Here is a 17,756-nt window from a genome sequence, read left to right on the forward strand (position 1 = left end):
GACGAGAGGCGGGCGGGCCGAGAGCACCTCCGCGTCCGGTTCGCCGTCAGGCGGCGAGTTGGAAGGGCGAGGCGGTGAGCAGTGACCTGAGTGAGTCCAGCGGTGCCCGACCGAAGGCGCCGGCCTCGGCATACCCCTGTGCCTGCAGGGACCTGTCCCAGGTCAGTGCCCGGCTCACCTTCGCCAGCCGGCAGGCCAGGTCCAGCTCTCGGAGCAGCGTCTCCCGTGGGGCCAGGTCGGAGTAGGCGTCCAGGTAGGCGTCCCGGACCCGCAGCACCGCCGGATCGTCGTCACCAACCTCGAGGAACTGCCGCACTATGCCGATGCCGACCAGCATGCTGGCGAACGGGTGGGTGACCACGCTGTCGCCCCAGTCGTAGAACGCCGTTCGGCCGCCTACGGTCGCCGTGGACTCGAATATGTTCCACGGGTGCAGGTCGCCGTGATCGAGACTGGCCGGCACCTGGCTGTCCGCCAGTTCGGCACACCAGGAACCGAACTGGTCCCGCATCGCGGCTATGTCGGCGAGTGCCTGCCGGTCGGCCGGTTCGCCGTACTGCTCGGTGTAGGCGCCCACCGTACGCAGGGCCTCCGAAAGACGCTCCGGCATGCGCTCCGGCCGCATGTCGGCCACGCCGACCTCCAGCAGTCGGGGTACGTGTGCGCTCAGGTCGCGCTGTAGGCGGGCGTATCGCGGCAGGGCCTCCGTCAGCGCCCGGATGAGATCCTCGCCCTGTAGTCGGTCGCCGAGCACCGGTCCGCCGTCGGGCAGTAGGAGCAGGCCGCGGCGGGCGTCGGCGGCCAGCGCGGTCAGCGTCTGGTCGGGGCAGAGTTCGGAGAAGACCTCGTAGAGGCCGATCTCGAAGGTGGTCTGCGGCCCGGGTGCCTTGAGCCAGTACGTACCACCGGAGGTCGGGATCTGCAGGACGGTGCCCCACGGGCGCAAGTGCGGTTGGGTTGCCGGTCCGGTGCGTCGGATGCCGGCCACCCGGAGTTGGGACTCGGCCCATTCGACCGCGGAGGCCTGCCACCGCTCGGTGGACCACACGGCCGTGCCGTAGTCAGGAGTCATGCCGTCACCTCATGTTGTTGTACCGCGAACGGACCATGGCGGTGTCTGGTGCGTCTACTCGAGCACCGCGCCGCAGGTCATGTTGATCTCGGTGCCCGTGATCGGGCGGGCCAGGTCAGACGCGGCGAACGCCGCGATGTTGCCCACGTCCGCCAAGGTCGCGGAGCGCCTGAGCAGGGTGGCGCCGTCGATCATCGACGTGATCTCCCGGCGCTCGTCCTCGGGCAGGGAGTCGGGCAGCGATTCCGGGATGCCGCCCGTCCGTAGGGTGATCAGTCGGATGCCGTGGGCGCCCAGCTCCTGCGCCCACTGCCGGCGGAGGGCCTCCACGGCATCCAGGGCGATCTTGAAACCGCCCAGGCCGGACATGCCGTTACCCGAGCCCCCGAAGGTGAGCACCGCCCCCGACCCGTTGCGGATCATGTGCGGCACCGCCGCCCGGGTGGTGAGGAACTGGGTGCGCGTCGCATTGACGATGGGCTGAAGGAACTCCTCCGTCGAGATCTCCAGCAGTGGCTTGTGGATGTCCTGGTAGCCGATCACGTTGACCGAGATGTCCAGCCTGCCGTCTTTCTTGACGACATTCTCCACGAAGTCCGCGACCGACTTCTCGTCGAGGGCGTCGACACGGGCTGTGGCCACCGCTCCGCCGTCGCCGCGGATCGCGTCGGCCGCCACGTCGAGCTTCGCCGGCGTCCGTCCGGCTAGGTGAATCCGGGCGCCCTGGCCGGCGAAGCCGCGGGCGATGGCCTGCCCGATCGGCCCACCTGCGCCGTATACGACCGCCACTTTGTCTTGGAGCAACATTGCCCGCACCACCCCTCCGGTAGCGGTCGTCGGCGCGGGAGCCAACGGCCGCCGACTCCCGGAGGGGCGGGGTCGGGGCCGACGCCCCGGCGGCAGTGGCTGCCGCGCAAGGCGTGGCCGCCGGGGAGGCGGTCGTGCGCGCCAACGACGCGGTGCGCCGTCCAGGGCGCAGTTCGGATACCTTCCGAGGAGGATACTGTACGTAAAAATCTAGTTTGTCAAGAATCTCGGGCGTACGTTCAGCGGCGGCGGAACCTCAGCAGGGTGAAGTCCGGGTGGAGCAGTCCGGCGTCGTCGGCGTGCGCGGCGTACTCCGGATCCGGGCCGAACTGCTCGTACGGCACGTCGAAGCTCTGTTGGCGGTACGCCTCGCAGTTCAGGCCCGCGGCGTCCGCGAACTCTTCGAGCAGTGACCGGTTGCCCACCATCTCGCTGAACCCGAGGAAGATCGAACCATCCCGGGCCAGGTACTTCGGCGCCTCGGCGAAGAACTCGCGGTGGGCGCGGTAGCCTGGGTCGAGCACGGCCGCCTCGACGTACGACTGCTCGCCGTCCAGCGTGGGTCCCTCGATGAAGTTGGAGTTCCAGTAGATGATGTCGAACCGGCGGTCGGGATCGAGCTGGCGGAACAGATAGCTGGTCACCGCATCGACCCGGTCCCCGACGCCGTGTCGCTCGGCGTTGAGCCGCACGTTCTTCGCGGCGGCCGGATTGACATCGGCGGCGACCACCGGAGCGCAACCGGCCAGCGCGGCGGTGACGGCGGTGATGCCGCTGCCGCAGCCCATCTCCAGGAAGGCGGCGCCCCCGTCCAGCGGCAGCGAGCTGGTGAAGAAGGCGGTGGCGTGCATGATGTCGCCGCCGAACACGGCGCCGAGCTGGTCCCACTCCCGGTCCAGCAGGGTGAAGGTGCTGTCCTGGCCGTCCTGTAGTGCCTGTACGGTCTGTCGACCCATGACGTAGCCGAGCTGATTCATCATCGTCCTTCCGCTTGGCCGGCGGCGGGTGTGTCCCGGCCCGGCCGGGCACGCGCCGGCGGCTCGGGCACCTGATCCGGAGTATGGAAGGGTGTGACCGGCCGGACAACTTCCGGTGTGCTCTCCTGATCCGGTGGGATGTGGCTCCCGGGCGTACGTGCCTGCGATTGACAAAAGGTGGCACGACGTTCAAAGATATTTTGAAATGCTGGATGTCCTGTATCTCGACGAGATCTCCCAGGCGGAGGCGCTGCTCAAACCGCAGCGCATCGACGTGCTGCGGCTCCTCGGTGAGCCGCGTTCGTGTACGGAGGTGGCGGCCTCCCTCGGCCAGACCCCGCAGCGGGTCTACTACCACGTCAAGCGCCTGCAGGAGGCGGGTCTGGTCAGTCAGGTCGCCGAGCGCCGGGTGCGGGGCATCATCGAGGGCATCTACCAGGCCACCGCTCGTTCGTACTGGCTCTCGCCGCGGCTCGTCGGCCGGATCGGTGGCAGTGTCGGCCGGGACGAGCTGAGCCTCGGCTACCTGCTCGACCTGGTGGAGAAGGTCCAGGCGGACGTGGCGGCACTCCGCCCCGCGACGGCCGAAGCGTCCTCCATCGGCATCTCCGGCCGGATCCGCGTCCGGCCAGATCGCCGGCAGGAGTTCCTGGATGACCTCACGTCCACGCTCCAGGAGCTGTTCACCCGCTACGGTGGTTCAGAGGGGGAGCCGTTCAATCTGGTGGTCGCGTGTTATCCGGAGGTAGGCCAGGATGAGTGATCTGCTGGTGCACCGGGTTCGAGTGCCGGCACCTGTCGCCCGGGTGCGGCAGGTGCTGACCGATCCCGGGGCGTTGCGCGTCTGGCTGGCGGAGCATGTCGACGTGCGGCTGCCCGAGCGGTTCGAGTTCTGGGGACGGTTCACCCCGGAGGGCGACGCGCCACACCAGCGGCTGCTGCACGTCGACGACCACTCGCTGCGGTTCGAGTGGCGACTGGACGACACCGACACCACCGTCGAGTTCGGCCTCGCCGAAGACGGCTCGGACGCCACCGTCCTGACCGTGACCCAGACCGACCTGCCCAACTTCGAGGAGATGGTGGCCGAGGTCGGCACGCTGAGCCGGGTGCATACCTTCTGGGCGCTGTCGATCGCCAACCTGGTGGAGTACGTCGAGGGACGCGAGTTGACCCCGAAGTGCGACTTCACCAGCACCGAGATGCGGGCAGAGGTGCTGCTGGACGCCCCGCCCGATGAGGTGTTCGACTCGTTGGTCGAGCCGGCCCAGTTCGCCCGTTGGTTCGGCGCCCGGGTCGAGCTCGAGCCGGAGGTCGGCGGGCGGTGGGCGATGGGTGGGTACGAGGCCGACCCGACCCCCGCCCAGATCATCGATCTCGAGCCGGCGGCGCGACTCTCGCTCGCCTGGGACAACGGGCTGGTCACGTCGTGGGAACTGGCGGACTCCGAGGGCCAGACCCGGTTGACCATCGTGCAGAGTGGCTTCGCCGCGGACGACCCGCCGTACAGCGCCTGGATGGGCTGGTTGGGCGGCATCGCGGAACTGCGTCGTTACCACGGGCTCAGCTGCTGGCAGCCGATGTGGCTCGAAGTTCGGCTCAACAACGCGCCCGAGGGCATCCTGACCATCGGGTGAACCGCGGGCCCCACGTCGCCCCGCCGGTCGGCCTGGTGCCCTCAGCGGCCGGTCATCAGCGCCTCCTGCTCCATGCGGCGGCGCAGTGGCTGCCACCACGCGCGATGCGCGCGGTACCACTCGACCGTCGTCCGGATGCCGTTCCGGAACGGCACCCGTGGCCGGTATCCGAGTTCGGCGGTGATTCGGGAGATGTCCAATGCGTACCGGCGGTCGTGGCCCCGGCGGTCGGTGACATGCTGGATCAGGTCGCTGTTCGCCCCGCACGCCTGGATCAGCAGCGCGGCGAGTTCGTTGTTGGTGATCTCGGTGCCGCCGCCGACGTGGTAGACGCGGCCGGGACGTCCACCGGTGAGCGCGAGGGCGATACCACGACAGTGGTCCGTCACGTGCAGCCAGTCCCGCACGTTCTCGCCGTCGCCATACACCGGCACGGTCAGGCCGTCCAACAGGTTTGTCACGAAGAGCGGGATGATCTTCTCCGGGAACTGGTAGGGACCGTAGGTGTTCGAGCCCCGGGTGATGATCACGGGTAGTTCGTGGGTGTGGTGATAGGCCATGGCCAGCACATCGGCGCCCGCCTTGCTGGCCGAGTACGGCGAGTTCGGCCGTACCGAACAGTCTTCGTCCCAGGCGCCCACCTCGATCGAGCCGTACACCTCGTCGGTGGAGACGTGGACGAAGCGGGCAACGCCGTGCCGCAGCGCCGCCTCCAGCAGCACGCTGGTGCCGAGCACGTTGGTCCGGACGAAGGCGGTGCCACCGTCGATCGAACGGTCGACGTGCGTCTCAGCCGCGAGATGGACGACCGCGTCGTGCCCGGGCAGCAGGGCATCGACCAGATCGGCGTCGCAGATGTCGCCGTGGACGAGTGTGAGCCGGGCGTGCCCCAGGACCGGGTCGAGGTTCGCCCGATTACCGGAGTAGGTGAGGGCGTCCAAAACGGTGATCCGAGCGTCCTCCAGACCTGGTAGCTCGCCCCGTAGCGCCATTCGGACGAGACACGAACCGATGAAGCCCGCACCGCCGGTGACCAGAATCCGCATTCCGTGTTCCCCTTCGTCAGTCTCGGCTGCTGGCCGAGCCGCCGCTAGTCCAACAGGCGCAGCAGGTACTCGCCGTAACCACTGCCGAGTAGCGGTTGTGCGAGCAGCCTCAGCTGCGTGTCGTCGATGAACCCCGCGCGCCAGGCGGTCTCCTCAATGCATCCGATCTTGATGCCGTGCCGCTCGTCGACGACCCGTACGTACTCGGTGGCCCGCGCCATGTCGGCGACCGTTCCCGTGTCCAACCACACCGAGCCACGATCCATCACCGTGACTCGTAGCGTCCGCTCGCGCAGGTAGTACTCGTTCACGGCGGTGATCTCCAGCTCGCCGCGGGCGCTCGGACGCATACCCCGCGCGATCTTGGCGACCTCGGTGTCGTAGAAGTAGAGACCCGGTACGGCGTACCGCGATCTCGGCCGGGCCGGTTTCTCCTGCAGCGAGCGCACGCGACCGTCGGAGCTGAACTCGACGACCCCGTAGTCCGATGGTTGATCCACCGGGTAGGCGAAGATGTGGCCACCGGTCAACTCCACCCCGGACCGGGCCCACGCCGCGAAATCCATGCCGTGGAACAGGTTGTCCCCGAGGACCAACGCGGAGCTCATGCCGCCCAGGAAGTCCTCGCCCAGCACCAGCGCCTGTGCGATCCCCTCCGGTCGGGGCTGCGCGACATACTCCAGGCGCAGCCCCCACTGGGAGCCGTCGCCCAGCAACCGCTGGAACAGTGGCCGGTCCACCGGTGTGGTGACCAGAAGGATCTCGCGGATCCCGAGGCTTACCAGGGTGGACAGTGGATAGAAGATCATCGGCTTGTCGTAGACTGGCAGCAGGTGCTTGGAGACCGACGTGGTGATCGGTCGTAGTCTCCTTCCGGTGCCACCGGCGAGCAGGATTCCTCGCATCGGTGCGGCGTGCTGGTCCGCGTGAAGGCGACTGGGTGCCAAGGTGGGCTCCTTGCGCTGGGGCGGCAAAGGGGACGTGTCAGCGGGCTGATCCGAACCGGGTAGCGGCCGGCCGTGCCGGCGGGACGTCGTGCTCGGTGGCGTTCGCCGCCGCGGTTGTCAGCTTGGGCGCCTCCGCCCACCCAGCATGCGCCGGTCCGCGCCGGCCCGTCATCTCCAAGGCTGCTCGTCGTCCGATGTCCCACGGCTGCACCGGCTGGCCAGGCCCGGCCAGCCGGATACACGACCGCAGCCCAGGCAGGGGCACCTGGGCTGCGGTCAGCGCCCCTTTCCGCAGGGCGGTGATCGGTGAGATCACCTCGCGCGGTACGGGGCGCGGCGAGGGGGCGAACGATCTGTGCGACGGGGTCAGGCGGGTACGGTGGAAGCCTCAGCGATCTGCCTGCGCCTGGCCGGATAGGGTGTCGCGCCGTAGTGGGTTACCAGCCAGTGTGCGATGGCGAGGTGCGTCACCCAGGGGAACCAGTGCAGCGCGTCGTACAGGACCGGCGGGCTTACGACAGCCGAGATCTGGGGAGCAACCACGACCAGCCCGGCGTTGGTGACCGCGACGAGGGTGATCGCCACGCTGTAGGCCATGTACCGGCGGTGCTTGGCGTAGTCGCGTTGCCGCACCGCTCGCCACGCGATCCCGCTGACCACCAGCCAGACCACGCACCAGAAGAAATCGGCGGTGTTCTGCGGGTTTCGCAGGGCGAACAGGACGGCGACCAGCAGCAGTGCGCTGGGCAGCACACCACCGACCAGGTAGACCCGGCCGTTCCACCGGTGGAACCGGGGGTACCGGCGGCGGATACCGGGCAAGATCTGCAGCACCGCGGTGACGAGTGCCAGGATGCCGAAGCCTCCGTGCAGTACCCGTACCGGCGCGATGGTCGGATCGAAGATGCGGGGAATGAACAGCGGCAGGGTGAAGGACAGGAACCAGACTGTTCCCAGGACTATCAGCGCCACCGCGACCGGCTGCCACGGAGGCGCGGACCGCAACGGTGTGGACACGGTAACTGGTGGTTGAGCCTGCACCATGTAATGCTCCTTGCGAGACGGGATGCCGGCTCATCTTCATGTCGGTCGTGATCGCACCGCATCCTTCAAATTGCGGTCCATCAGGGATGACATCGCGGTTCGAACGGTGCTTCGGACCGTGATCGAAGGGGTGGTCAGCCCGGTGAACGCCGGGCGCCGGGTGCCGTCCTGTCCCTCGGCGTCGTCCTACTGAGCTGGCGAGCCAGCTGCGCCGACCGCCGGCCGGAGCATCAGCCGGCGGCTCTCCTCGCCAGGCCAGCTCGTCGCCGCCGGGTCACCGGGGACAGTTCTGGTACAGCGCGAGGCGCCAACCCTCCTCCTGGCGGACCAGGATCCAACTGGCCCGGATGGCGGCTGAGGCGGGCAACTCCTCGGCGCCGGCCGGTATCACCCCACCCTCGGTGATCAGCGCGACGGCTCCCGGACCGAGGGGCTTGATGGCGATCGGCTTCCCGGTGACCCGGGTGCCCTGGTAGACGCCCTGGAAGGCGGCCGCCATGAAGGACCGGACCGCCTCGCGGCCCTGCTGGAAACGGCCCGGCAGGATTAGCGTGCCGTCCTCGACGAAGAGGTCGGCGAAGCGGTCTGCGTCGTGCGCGGCCCAGGCCTCGATCATGCGCTGGGGGAGCTGGGCGATCTCCGCTGGGTCGACGGCGCCGTCAGAGGGCATGGTGGAGGTGCCACTGGTCATCTGCTGTCTCGCTTTCCGTGACGGCCCGCCGGCTGGACCGGCCGGCGGGCCGGGCAGTCAGAGGTAGAGGGTGTTGGGCTCCTGGCCGCACAACACGCGGCCGTACAGCTCCGCGTTGGTGTTCGGGTGCATGAGTGCGTGCAGGTGAGCGGCGTGCACATCGCGCTGGATCCGCTGGATCGGTACCCCGTCGTAGATGGATGACCCGCCACTGCCGGTGCTGAGGATGTCCACCGACTCTTTCGCCCGCGTCACCACCGCGCCCATGTCGGCCCGGGCCCGGCAGCGCTCCTCCAGCGTCCAGGCGGATCCGTCGGCGCACTTGCCGTCTACCAGCGCGGCAAGTCGGTGAGCGTGGAACTCGGCCTCGTCGCCCCGCATCGCGGCATCCGCGACCTGGAGATGGGTCACCGTGGCTTCAGCCTGATGGGCGTAGTTGGTGTAGGTGATTTTTCGTTCGGGCAGTCGATCGAGGAACGCCTCGCGGGCGGCGCGGCTCAGTCCGACGAGGGTGCCGACCGAGGAGGCCGACGCGACCGGCAGCAGCGGTGCCCGGTACATCGGGGAGTCGGCATTGCGTTGCGAGGCGGACTGACCCTGCAGGACCGCCGGTAGTGGCAGTACCCGGGCTTGCGGCACGAAGACGTCCTGGGCGATCGTGCTGACGCTGCCCGTGCCCCGTAGACCGGACGTGTGCCAGTCGTCAACGACCTGAAGCTCCGACATCGGCACCAGCGCCATCACGGGCAGCGGTTCCTGGTCGGGCGCGACCAGCACGGCCACGATCTCCTGCCAGTCGCTGTGCGCGGCGCCGCTCATGAAGCCCCACCGGCCGTTGACCACGATGCCGCCGTCGGCGGGCGCCGCCATGGCGCTGGGGCTCAACGTTCCGCAGACGCGTACGTTCGGCTTGGCGAACACCTCGTCCTGGACCTCGTCCGGAAAGAGGCCGACCATCCAGGTGGGAATGGAGTACACCGAGGCAACCCAGGACAGCGAGCCGTCGGCCCGACCGAGTTCGGCGGTGACGTCCACCAGGGTCCGGGTGTCGGCCTCGAAACCGCCGTAGCGCTTCGGCACCCGCATCCGGAACACCCCTGCCTCGGCGAGGGCGTCGACAGAGTCGTCCGGCAGCCGGCGGTGCTCGTCGGACCAGGTGGCGTTCTTACGAAGTTGCGGGGCGAGTTGGGAGATACGGTCGATCATCTCCTCGCGGGATGGAACTTTCGTCACCAACAGAGTCCTCCTTGCCGGGTCGGAAGTGCCCGTACAGGCCATGGCGGCGTTGCTGCCCGGCGTCTCGGTCGATCGCGGGTGTGCGTGGTACGGCGGAGCCCAGTGCGAGGGCCGCCACGAACACCACGACGGTCCCCGCCGCTCAGCCCCGACCTTCGCACCGTCCCTGACCTCGGTGCATCTTCAGAAATGCGGGTCCACCAGGGTGCGTCTCGTCCCGTGGGCTCCGGACTGGGGCAACCACGGAGAAGACATCGGTGGTCGGCTCGCGCATCCTCGAACTATCCCGATTCTTCGATCTTGGGCAGGGGTGCCTCGTCGATCAGGCTCACCGGCATCCCGGTGCCGGCGGGGTCTGCCCGCACGAAAGGGGAACATGCGTGACGCAGCAGGCAAACGTGACCGCGGACCTTATCGCCGAAGGTGAGGAGATCGACCGGCTGGTTGCCGACGTGGACGAGGAGCATTGGACGACCCCTACCCCCGCGCCGGGCTGGACCGTGGCCCACCAGATTGCCCACCTGGCGGCCACCTTCCGGCTCGCGGCGCTCGCGGCCTCCAACGCCACGGCGTTCAAGCAGGTCATCTCTCAGCTCTCCGCCGACTTCAGCGCAAATGTCGAGGCGGCGATGGCCGAGTTCCTCGTCGAGCCGCCGCCGGTGCTGCTGTCCCGCTGGCGGTCGGAGCGCGCCGGTGCGGAGCAGGCGCTGGCCGCTCTACCACCGGACCGGATGGTCCCGTGGCTGGTCCGACCGCTTCCGGCCGCGGTGCTGGCCAAGGCCGGCATGATGGAGACCTTCGCGCATGGACAGGACATTGCCGACGCGTTCGGCGTCCGACGGGAGTACACCGACCGCGTCGGGCACCTGGTGGACTTCGCCGTTCGCACCTGGGATTTCGGTTACCTGTCGCGGAACCTGGCGGTGCCGGACGTGCAGCTTCGGTTTGAGTTGACCGCCCCGTCGGGCCAGGTCTGGACTTTCGGCCCGGAGGACTCCGCGCAGCGGATCACCGGATCAGCCGTCGACCTCTGCCTGCTGGTGACCCGCCGTCGCCACCGAGACGACCTGGCGTTGCGGGCGTCGGGTGACGTGGCGGACGGCTGGCTGGACCTTGCCCAGGCGTACCGTGGCCCCGCCGGCGAGGGCCGGCGCGCAGGGCAGTTCGCCGTTGGGAGTCGCTGAGCGGACGGCGGCCGGTGCGGGGCGACCCGCACCGGCCGCACAACGCCACATGTGGCCACCGTCCAGCCGACCCCTTCGGCCCCGCCACCGCGGGAACTCCGTCGCATCCGACGACGTGATGATCCACGACGCCGTGGTTCCCAGACGGGCGAGGTCTTCTCCCGCTGCCCGGACCGGGTGGCCCGACCGGTCCGGGTTCAGTTCCTCGCCTCTGGTCCGGGGCCGTCCGCGCGCGTGGTCAGGTCGTCGCCCAGGTTGGCGCCGACGAGGCGGGCCGCGGTCAGGCTCGCCCACGCGGCCGCGGCGACCAGGGTGCGATCATCGGCACCGGCCGAACGACAGGCCGCGATGTGGCCGGCGGTAACACGGTAGGGCGCAAGCGCGGTCAGCAGCGTCAGCCGGCCCAGGGGCAGTTCCTCGGCGGGCAGTGCGGTAAGCGCCGCCTCGAAACGTGCGCCGGCGGTCAGGGTGGCTGCGGGCGGGTCGGCGAGCAGCGTCAGCACCAGGTCCCTGGTTCGGCCCGGCAGCACCTGCGCCCCGATGGTGTGCAGCGCGTCGGTAGACCGCGCCATCGCGGCAGCGATGTGCGGTTGCGGGAGTGACCAGCTGAACTCCGCCGGGATCGGGGCCGGCGGTAGCAGGTCCACCGATCGGCCCGGTACGACGCTGACACCGGCCAGCGCTCCCATCACGCGACCGGCGACCCGGTCGACCACGTTGCGGACCGGTCCCGGGGTGGCAGGCAACGGCGACTCTTGGAGAAACACGCTCACCATTCGGTTGAGGTAGTGGAACACCACCGCCACGCCGATCAGCTCCGGCGCGTGCGCGACGGGAAAGACCGGCGTCGGGCGGTGGGACGGCCCGCCGCTGCGTCGCCCCCACTCCGCGAGCGCCTCCAGGTAAGGGTCGGCCGCCGCTTCTTGGCTCTTGGCGTCTCCCCGGCGGTAGCCGGGTAGCCCGGCCACCGCCGCCCCGTGCACCTCGACGCAGTAGGGGCAGCGGTTTCCGCGCGACACCGCCTCGGCCACCACCTCCTTGGCCTGCCGCGGGACCAGTCCGTCGGCCAGCAGAGTCTCCCGGAGCAATGCCCAGCAGGCGCGCAGCGCCTCGGGCGCGGGGGAGTGCAGCACCACCGGTGGCGCGTAGACGCCGAAGTCGGTGGCGAGCTGGCGATAGACCTCGGCAACGGACCCGGTCGCGGCCTTCGGCGGGACCGGGGTGACGTGCCGGATGTGGGTCAGCATCGTTCGGCTCGTCGCCCGCGCCAGCCATCGGCCCATCGGCTTCTCCCTCCTACCCGACGCCGCGGGCCGGCGGCCTTGCGCCGGCCCGGCCCGCGGCACGTCCTCAGCTGGCGGTGGTCAACGGCACGGGCCGGGCGGAGCCCTCCGGCAGGGATCCGCCGTAGGTGACCTGCACACCGCGCTCGCGCGCGGCGTGGATGATGCCCGGGACGGCCCGCTCGGCGAGCGCGGCGATGGTCAGCGCCGGGTTCACCGTCAGGGCACCGGGTACGGCGGAGCCGTCGGTGACGAAGATCCCGGGGTGCTGGCGTAGCTCGTGGCGGTCATCGAGGGCGGACGTCTCGGGGTTGTCGCCAATTCGGCAGGAGGAGAGCGGATGTACGGTGTACGCGCCGACGACATCGTTGGTCCACGGCATCACCCGGGCCAGCCCATCGCGCTCCAGGATGTCTTTGACGTCGGCGTCGGAGGCCGCCCAGCCGCGCAACGTGTTCGGGGTGGGGCGGTAGCGGAGCGGTCCACGACCGAGCATCTGTTGGGAGATTCGATCGGCGTTCCCGGTGGCAGGTGGTGGTCCGAAGACACCCTCGTTGTCGTCCTCGGACATGGTGAAGATGGTCAGCCAGGACTGCCAGCGCCGCATCAGTTCCTTCTTCTCCACGCCGAACCAGGTGGGTCCCGTCGCATCGGGTACCTGGGCGAGGATGGTGCCGAGGCCGGGCGGGAAGTAGAGCTGCTCCAGCGAGTAGCGCTCGAATTCGGGCAGGTTCGGGTCGAGTCGATCCCAGGACGCCACGGTCGGTCCACGCCCGATCTGGTTGGCGGCGTACGCCTTGCCGCCGGGGCGGGACAGGCCGAGCACCTCGCGGACGCGATCCTCGTTGAATACGGCGGTGTTCAGCCGCTCACCGTTGCTGGAGAAGTAGCGGCCGACCGCGGGGGGCATCGCGCCGAGGGTCGCCGCGGACCGCTGGAGGATCACGGGCGTGGCACCGGCGCCTGCCGCGACGATTACGATCTTGGCGTCGATCGTGCCGCTGCCGTGCAGGATCCGGTAGTCCTCGGCGTCAACGTGTCGGTAGTGCACCCGATAGCCACCGTCGTCGGTGCGGGAGAGGTGTTGTACCTCGTGCAGCGGGCGGACCTCGGCACCGTGGGCGAGGGCGGCCGGCAGGTAGTTCAGTAGCAGGGAGCGCTTGGCGTCGAAGCGACAGCCAGCCATCATCCAGTTGCAATTCGTGCACATGTCTACGTCGACTGCCGACGGTACCGGGTTGGCGGTCCGGCCGGCGTGCGCGCAGGCCGCGGCGAAGAGGCCACCGGCGTAGGGAACTTTCTCCCAGCTCTGCATCGTGACCGGCAGCGCCTCGGTCGCCCGGTCGTACCAGGGGTCGAGGCTGTCCCGGGTGATGGTCGCGGGCCACATCCGCTGGCCGATACTGCCACGGCGCTCGAAGACGAACCGCGGCGCGCGTGGCATCGTGGCGAAATAGACCACGCTGCCACCGCCGACGCAGTTGCCGCCGAGCAGGCTCATGCCGTCGCCGACGGTGAAGTCAAAGATGCGGGTGTACGAGGAGCCGAGCTTGAAGTCGTGATCGAACTCCTCGGCGGACAGCCACGGTCCGCGTTCAAGAACCACCACCTTGGCCCCACCCGCCGCCAGGTGGTAGGCGGGAATGGCGCCGCCGAAGCCGCTACCGATGATCAGTACGTCGGTGCTGGCGGTACTGTTCATGCGGGGCTCCCGGAGGCGACGGTGTCGGGGTGTAGGGGTGCCAACGGTTGGCCGTAGGAGTATTCGGGAAACCGCCAGCGGCCGTCCTCGTCGGGCCGGGAAATGCCGATTGTCAGCAGGCCTGGGTGGCCGGCGGCAAGGGCCTCGTGGGTGCCGATGTGCGCCGCGCTGTCGAAGGCCATGTTGCTGAAGAGCGCCAGCCCCACCCACATTTCCCGCTCGGCGTGCTCCGGGGACAGCAGTTCGCTCAGAAGGGCGGTGCGATGGTCGTAGGAGAGTGCCACGAACGGCGGCACACCGGGGTCGAGTAGCAGCCCGCGCGCCTCGGCGTAGCCGGTAGCGTGCGAGTTCAGTGCCGTGCTCAGTGGCGCCAGGGTCAGGGCGAACCCACTGGCCGGATCCTCCAGCAGCGCCAGTGCCCCACTGGCGACGGCGCCGCCGTCAGCCGAGACGCCAGCGATCGCCCGGTCATCGGGTGAACGCTTCTGTCCCGGAACAATAGTGTCGGCAAACGCTTCGAGTGTCATGACTCGGGTCTGTTCGGCGTCGGGCCCTTCCGTATGCATGGCCTCCCCTTTTGTCTCTGCGGTGTACGTCCGTCGAGGCATCGCGGTCATTTCTGGTGGCTTCTCGCTTAGCCCTGTGTCGATTAAGGTGTGGCGAAAAATGATGAAGGTGCAGATTGGTGAGCGGATGCGACGCTCAATTACTGCATCATCGATGGTGTCGCCGAGTGGGTGCACCTTTTTCGTTGCGGAGGCAGGTTTGGGCGGGTCGAATGGGCGGTTGACTTTCAGCCGTTGTCGACCGCGACCCGCCCGGCCTGCCGAGCACTCAACCGGCCGGTGATGGCCAGCCAGCGAACGGAGTCGGCCATCGTCTCGTCGAGGTCCCGGCCCCGGTCGCCGAGGAGCTCCCTGGTCGCGGTGTTGTCCACCGGGCGGGCGAGCCGGCAGAGGTGGATGGCTCCGTACTGGACGGGTAGGTGCGCCGGCACCCACCGCTGTACCGCGGTGACCAGACGTCCGGCCGGCTCCAACCCGGCGGCCGGCAGCCGCAGGGCGGGCAGCGTGCGCCCGGTGACCCGCCGTAACGATGCCACGAACTCGTCGGTGCGCACGTACCGGCCGGGTGCCAGCAGGCGGCGCGGCCCATGTCCTGGCTGCAGCACGGCGACATGCAGCCGGGCAACGTCCCGGACATCGCCGACGGGGAAGCCGCCGGTGGGCCAGAGCGGTAGCCGGCCCCGGAGCGTGTCCCGCACCCGGCGTAGCTGATCGCCCAGGTGCGGGTCGTACGGTCCGAGGCAGGCCAGCGGGTAGGTGATCACGACCGGTGCCCCGTCGCGCTGATGGCGACGCGCGATGCGGTCAGCGGCGGCCTTGCTCGCCAGGTACGGCTCCCGCGCGCTACCGACCGGCGACTCCGGACTCAGGGGTGCTGACCAGGCCGGCAGCAGCGCACCGAAGGTGGAGACGTGCACGATCGGGTCCAGCCCCGCCGACCGGGCGAGTCGGAGCACCAGCTCGGTGCCGTCGACGTTGACCGCCGCCATTCGCCGCCGATCACGCGGGTGGAAGCTGTAGACCCCGGCGGCGTGCAGCACCGCCGCGCACCCGTCAACGGCCCGCGCCACCGTGACGGCGTCGGTGACATCCCCGGCAACGAGCTCGACCTGTCGAGAGTCGATGCCGAGCGCGGCCAGCGTCGCGTCAACGCGGTCCGGTTCGCGTACGAGCATCCGCACCGCGTACCCGCCGGTCAGCAGTGCTGCGGTCGAATGGGCACCGACATAGCCGGTCCCGCCGGTCACGAGTACCCGCATCGCCGCTCCCATCCTCGGTGGCATCGCTCCCGATCCATCATTTGCCCGGCGCGCCGACGGGCCTTCTCCGAGGGTGCGCAACGCAGAAGAGGTCGCGGACCGCGCCGACCCGGACGATGGAGACGCCGCCGGCTCCGGCGGAAGTCGTCGTACCGAGAGGGAGACTGCCATGCCGAGCGTGCTGGGTTCGGTGCGTCGCCTGCTCATGTCGCCGTCGCTGGCCGAGGTCTCCTTCGCCCGCCGTGGCTTTCCGGGGGAGCCGTCGCCGGTGACCCGCCGACTGGAGGCGGTCCCGCAGTCGGTGATCTGCGGTTTCGAGTGGGGTATCGACACCCGCGACCTGTGGGAGCTGGAGCGTCGGCTCGACCTCGTTGACGGAGAGTTGGCTGGCTTCGCCTACGAGGGCGCCACGATGGCCTACACGCTCCTCGACGTGCTGCCGCCGGGCCGGGGCACCCGTACCCGGAACCTGTTGCGCGGAGCCGGTGACCGACACCTCTTCCTCGCCTATATCGGCATCGGGTTCGCGATGGCTCGACTGCCCCGCCGGCTGTGGCGGCACGTGGTGCCCGACCTCACCGGCTCCCCGTATCACCCGACGATGACGTGGCTGGCCGTCGATGGCTACGGCTTTGATCGCGCATATTTCGACGTTGAGCGCTACGTCACCCGGCAGGACCGCCTGCGGGCGTATCCGTGGCAGGGCCACGCGGACTACTTCGCCCGGGCAGTGGACCAGGGGATCGGTCGGGCGCTGTGGTTCATCCACGGGGGACGGACCGCCGACGTCACCGCCGCGCTGCACGCCTTCGCCGAGCAGCGGCACGGTGACCTGTGGAGCGGGGTCGGCCTCGCGGCGACCTTCGCCGGTGGCGGCACGTCGGCCGACCTGGCCGCGATCCGCCGGGCCGCCGGTCCGTACGCCGGCGACCTCGCCCAGGGGGCGGCGTTCGCGGCCAAGGCCCGCAGCCATGCCGGGTACGTGCCCGAGCACAGTGAGGTCGCCATGTGGGCGTTGGGCGACCGGTCGGTGGCGGATGCGGCGCGGCTCGCCAGCGACGTCGTCTCCGCTGCGGCCGAGCCCGGTCTGCCGGCGTACGAGGTGTGGCGCCGCACGCTGCGCGCGCGCCTGGTGCCGGCCGATGCGGCGCGGCCCTGACCCGGAGCCAGGTCGCCCCGTCACCGGTTGCGGTGGATGTGCCCGAGCCGCGCCCGGGTCCGCACGGTTGAAGAACATCACGACGATTGCCTTTGCCATCATCGAAATGGACGGCCATAAGCGGGTCGGCTGTCACATCCACTCTTCTTGGGGGCAAGTGCCAATGCGGAACCTCCGTGGTCTGCGTCGCAGGATTCTGACGCCGAACATTTCCCAGACCAAGCTGGACGTTCGCGGTTTCCGGGTCAAAAACGAAGAATCGCGGACGCTGCTGGAGACCGTCGGCTCATCGTTTCTGTCCGGCTATGGGTTTGCCGCCGAAGGACCGGACGTTGCCACCGTCGAAGCCCGTCTGGAAACCATTCCTATCCGTTTTCGGGGCTTCGCGTATGAGGGTGCGGCGATGGGCTTCGCGGTCCGGGACGGGTTGCGCCTGGGGCGCCCCCGACATGTGCCGGACCTGCTCGATGGCCAGGGTGACCGGCACGTCTACATGGCGTACGTCGGAGTGGGGTGGGCCATGGCGCGGCTACCGCGGGTTCGCTGGAGCCAGCTCTACGCGCCGGACCCGCTGCTGCGCTGGCTGGTCCTCGACGGCTACGGCTTCCACCAGGCGTACTTCCACACCGAGCGGTACGTGCACCGCCAGTACCGGCCTCGTACCTTCCCCTGGCCGGCGGAGGGACCCGCCGGGTATGGGGTCCGGGTGATCGATCAGGGTGTCGGTCGGGCCATCTGGTTCGTCGGCGGCACCGACGCGGACCACGTCGCGGATCTGATCGCCGGCTTTCCCGAGCACCGCCGTGCCGACCTGTACGCCGGGGCGGGCCTGGCGGCAACCTACGCCGGCGGCGCCGCCGAGGCGGAGTTGATCCGCTTCCGGGAGCGCGCTGGCGAGTACCGCGCCGCCGTGGCCCAGGGCAGTGCCTTCGCCGCCGGTGCCCGGGTCCGGGCCGGCCTGGTCGTTCCGCACAACGAGCTGGCCACGTCGGTGTTCTGCGGCATGACGCCGGCCGAGGCGGCCAAGGTGACCGACGCTACCGTCCCGCGCGATACGCCCGATGCTGTCCCCGCCTACGAGCGGTGGCGACGGGCGGTCGCCGCAGAGTTCCAGGCACGGAGCTGAAGGCGGCCCGAGGAGGCGGT

At 69.6% G+C, this 17,756-nt stretch carries 17 protein-coding genes; 5 read left to right on the forward strand and 12 right to left on the reverse strand.

The window, feature by feature from the left end; genetic code table 11:
• Window positions 1-46: 46 nt before the first annotated feature.
• From SALPAC3_RS0100410 to SALPAC3_RS0100420, 3 genes are all read right to left on the reverse strand, one after another.
• Entirely contained in the window at window positions 47-1,072 is a 1,026-nt protein-coding gene (locus tag SALPAC3_RS0100410) for a phosphotransferase family protein (protein WP_018219283.1), read from the reverse strand.
• A gap of 54 nt (window positions 1,073-1,126) precedes the next feature.
• Window positions 1,127-1,879 (reverse strand): SDR family NAD(P)-dependent oxidoreductase, encoded by a 753-nt coding sequence (locus SALPAC3_RS0100415; RefSeq protein ID WP_018219284.1) that lies wholly within the window; start codon window positions 1,877-1,879, stop codon window positions 1,127-1,129.
• Window positions 1,880-2,118: 239 nt separating this feature from the next.
• Entirely contained in the window at window positions 2,119-2,859 is a 741-nt protein-coding gene (locus SALPAC3_RS0100420; RefSeq protein ID WP_232430435.1) for a methyltransferase, read from the reverse strand.
• Between the two features lie 202 nt (window positions 2,860-3,061).
• Between SALPAC3_RS0100420 and SALPAC3_RS0100425 the strand changes: the two genes are divergently transcribed.
• Both SALPAC3_RS0100425 and SALPAC3_RS0100430 read left to right on the forward strand, forming a co-directional pair.
• On the forward strand, window positions 3,062-3,619 hold the full coding sequence (locus SALPAC3_RS0100425; protein WP_018219286.1) for an ArsR/SmtB family transcription factor: 558 nt from the start codon (window positions 3,062-3,064) through the stop codon (window positions 3,617-3,619).
• On the forward strand, window positions 3,612-4,493 hold the full coding sequence (locus tag SALPAC3_RS0100430; protein WP_018219287.1) for an SRPBCC family protein: 882 nt from the start codon (window positions 3,612-3,614) through the stop codon (window positions 4,491-4,493). The genes SALPAC3_RS0100425 and SALPAC3_RS0100430 overlap by 8 nt, the downstream gene beginning before the upstream one ends.
• A gap of 41 nt (window positions 4,494-4,534) precedes the next feature.
• On the opposite strand, the gene rfbB is transcribed toward SALPAC3_RS0100430, so the two are convergent.
• From rfbB to SALPAC3_RS0100460, 5 genes are all read right to left on the reverse strand, one after another.
• Complete coding sequence (rfbB, locus tag SALPAC3_RS0100435; protein ID WP_018219288.1) at window positions 4,535-5,539, reverse strand: dTDP-glucose 4,6-dehydratase; 1,005 nt, start codon at window positions 5,537-5,539, stop codon at window positions 4,535-4,537.
• Between the two features lie 44 nt (window positions 5,540-5,583).
• Window positions 5,584-6,444 carry a glucose-1-phosphate thymidylyltransferase RfbA gene (gene rfbA, locus SALPAC3_RS0100440; protein WP_018219289.1) on the reverse strand — a complete coding sequence of 287 codons (861 nt, stop codon included), beginning with the start codon at window positions 6,442-6,444 and terminating at the stop codon, window positions 5,584-5,586.
• Window positions 6,445-6,852: 408 nt separating this feature from the next.
• Window positions 6,853-7,530, reverse strand: coding sequence for a DUF2306 domain-containing protein (locus tag SALPAC3_RS0100450; RefSeq protein WP_018219291.1), 678 nt, complete (start codon window positions 7,528-7,530; stop codon window positions 6,853-6,855).
• 274 nt (window positions 7,531-7,804) lie between these two features.
• Window positions 7,805-8,221 (reverse strand): SgcJ/EcaC family oxidoreductase, encoded by a 417-nt coding sequence (locus SALPAC3_RS0100455; RefSeq protein WP_018219292.1) that lies wholly within the window; start codon window positions 8,219-8,221, stop codon window positions 7,805-7,807.
• A 57-nt stretch (window positions 8,222-8,278) separates the two neighbouring features.
• Window positions 8,279-9,499 (reverse strand): acyl-CoA dehydrogenase family protein, encoded by a 1,221-nt coding sequence (locus SALPAC3_RS0100460; RefSeq protein ID WP_332308156.1) that lies wholly within the window; start codon window positions 9,497-9,499, stop codon window positions 8,279-8,281.
• 338 nt (window positions 9,500-9,837) lie between these two features.
• On the opposite strand from SALPAC3_RS0100460, the gene SALPAC3_RS0100465 reads away from it, so the two are divergent.
• Window positions 9,838-10,641, forward strand: a complete 804-nt coding sequence (locus SALPAC3_RS0100465) for a TIGR03084 family metal-binding protein (protein ID WP_018219294.1) — start codon at window positions 9,838-9,840, stop codon at window positions 10,639-10,641.
• Between the two features lie 197 nt (window positions 10,642-10,838).
• Here the strand turns inward: SALPAC3_RS0100465 and SALPAC3_RS0100470 are convergent, their stop codons facing one another.
• The 4 genes from SALPAC3_RS0100470 to SALPAC3_RS0100485 all read right to left on the reverse strand — a co-directional run bounded on the left by SALPAC3_RS0100470 (window position 10,839) and on the right by SALPAC3_RS0100485 (window position 15,451).
• Complete coding sequence (locus SALPAC3_RS0100470) at window positions 10,839-11,888, reverse strand: carboxymuconolactone decarboxylase family protein (RefSeq protein ID WP_018219295.1); 1,050 nt, start codon at window positions 11,886-11,888, stop codon at window positions 10,839-10,841.
• Window positions 11,889-11,991: 103 nt separating this feature from the next.
• Entirely contained in the window at window positions 11,992-13,626 is a 1,635-nt protein-coding gene (locus SALPAC3_RS0100475; RefSeq protein WP_018219296.1) for a GMC family oxidoreductase N-terminal domain-containing protein, read from the reverse strand.
• A complete protein-coding gene (locus tag SALPAC3_RS0100480; RefSeq protein WP_026185115.1) occupies window positions 13,623-14,192 on the reverse strand; it encodes a DUF5987 family protein in 570 nt (189 codons plus the stop codon). Before SALPAC3_RS0100480 ends, SALPAC3_RS0100475 begins: the two co-directional genes overlap by 4 nt.
• 227 nt (window positions 14,193-14,419) lie before the next feature.
• Window positions 14,420-15,451 carry an NAD-dependent epimerase/dehydratase family protein gene (locus SALPAC3_RS0100485; protein WP_018219298.1) on the reverse strand — a complete coding sequence of 344 codons (1,032 nt, stop codon included), beginning with the start codon at window positions 15,449-15,451 and terminating at the stop codon, window positions 14,420-14,422.
• Window positions 15,452-15,620: 169 nt separating this feature from the next.
• On the opposite strand from SALPAC3_RS0100485, the gene SALPAC3_RS0100490 reads away from it, so the two are divergent.
• Both SALPAC3_RS0100490 and SALPAC3_RS0100495 read left to right on the forward strand, forming a co-directional pair.
• Window positions 15,621-16,610, forward strand: coding sequence for a DUF1702 family protein (locus tag SALPAC3_RS0100490; protein WP_018219299.1), 990 nt, complete (start codon window positions 15,621-15,623; stop codon window positions 16,608-16,610).
• 163 nt (window positions 16,611-16,773) lie between these two features.
• A complete protein-coding gene (locus tag SALPAC3_RS0100495) occupies window positions 16,774-17,736 on the forward strand; it encodes a DUF1702 family protein (RefSeq protein WP_018219300.1) in 963 nt (320 codons plus the stop codon).
• Window positions 17,737-17,756 lie beyond the last annotated feature (20 nt).

Origin of the sequence: Salinispora pacifica DSM 45544, assembly GCF_000378845.1 — a bacterium.
GTDB lineage: Bacteria > Actinomycetota > Actinomycetes > Mycobacteriales > Micromonosporaceae > Micromonospora > Micromonospora pacifica.

Bases quoted from the DNA above. Each gene is read 5' to 3' on its own strand.
- SALPAC3_RS0100410 (WP_018219283.1), bottom strand. From the start codon at position 1,072: ATGACTCCTGACTACGGCACGGCCGTGTGGTCCACCGAGCGGTGGCAG.
- SALPAC3_RS0100415 (WP_018219284.1), bottom strand. From the start codon at position 1,879: ATGTTGCTCCAAGACAAAGTGGCGGTCGTATACGGCGCAGGTGGGCCG.
- SALPAC3_RS0100420 (WP_232430435.1), bottom strand. From the start codon at position 2,859: ATGATGAATCAGCTCGGCTACGTCATGGGTCGACAGACCGTACAGGCA.
- SALPAC3_RS0100425 (WP_018219286.1), top strand. From the start codon at position 3,062: ATGCTGGATGTCCTGTATCTCGACGAGATCTCCCAGGCGGAGGCGCTG.
- SALPAC3_RS0100430 (WP_018219287.1), top strand. From the start codon at position 3,612: ATGAGTGATCTGCTGGTGCACCGGGTTCGAGTGCCGGCACCTGTCGCC.
- rfbB (WP_018219288.1), bottom strand. From the start codon at position 5,539: ATGCGGATTCTGGTCACCGGCGGTGCGGGCTTCATCGGTTCGTGTCTC.
- rfbA (WP_018219289.1), bottom strand. From the start codon at position 6,444: ATGCGAGGAATCCTGCTCGCCGGTGGCACCGGAAGGAGACTACGACCG.
- SALPAC3_RS0100450 (WP_018219291.1), bottom strand. From the start codon at position 7,530: ATGGTGCAGGCTCAACCACCAGTTACCGTGTCCACACCGTTGCGGTCC.
- SALPAC3_RS0100455 (WP_018219292.1), bottom strand. From the start codon at position 8,221: ATGACCAGTGGCACCTCCACCATGCCCTCTGACGGCGCCGTCGACCCA.
- SALPAC3_RS0100460 (WP_332308156.1), bottom strand. From the start codon at position 9,499: ATGGCCTGTACGGGCACTTCCGACCCGGCAAGGAGGACTCTGTTGGTG.
- SALPAC3_RS0100470 (WP_018219295.1), bottom strand. From the start codon at position 11,888: ATGCTGACCCACATCCGGCACGTCACCCCGGTCCCGCCGAAGGCCGCG.
- SALPAC3_RS0100475 (WP_018219296.1), bottom strand. From the start codon at position 13,626: ATGAACAGTACCGCCAGCACCGACGTACTGATCATCGGTAGCGGCTTC.
- SALPAC3_RS0100480 (WP_026185115.1), bottom strand. From the start codon at position 14,192: ATGCATACGGAAGGGCCCGACGCCGAACAGACCCGAGTCATGACACTC.
- SALPAC3_RS0100485 (WP_018219298.1), bottom strand. From the start codon at position 15,451: ATGCGGGTACTCGTGACCGGCGGGACCGGCTATGTCGGTGCCCATTCG.
- SALPAC3_RS0100490 (WP_018219299.1), top strand. From the start codon at position 15,621: ATGCCGAGCGTGCTGGGTTCGGTGCGTCGCCTGCTCATGTCGCCGTCG.
- SALPAC3_RS0100495 (WP_018219300.1), top strand. From the start codon at position 16,774: ATGCGGAACCTCCGTGGTCTGCGTCGCAGGATTCTGACGCCGAACATT.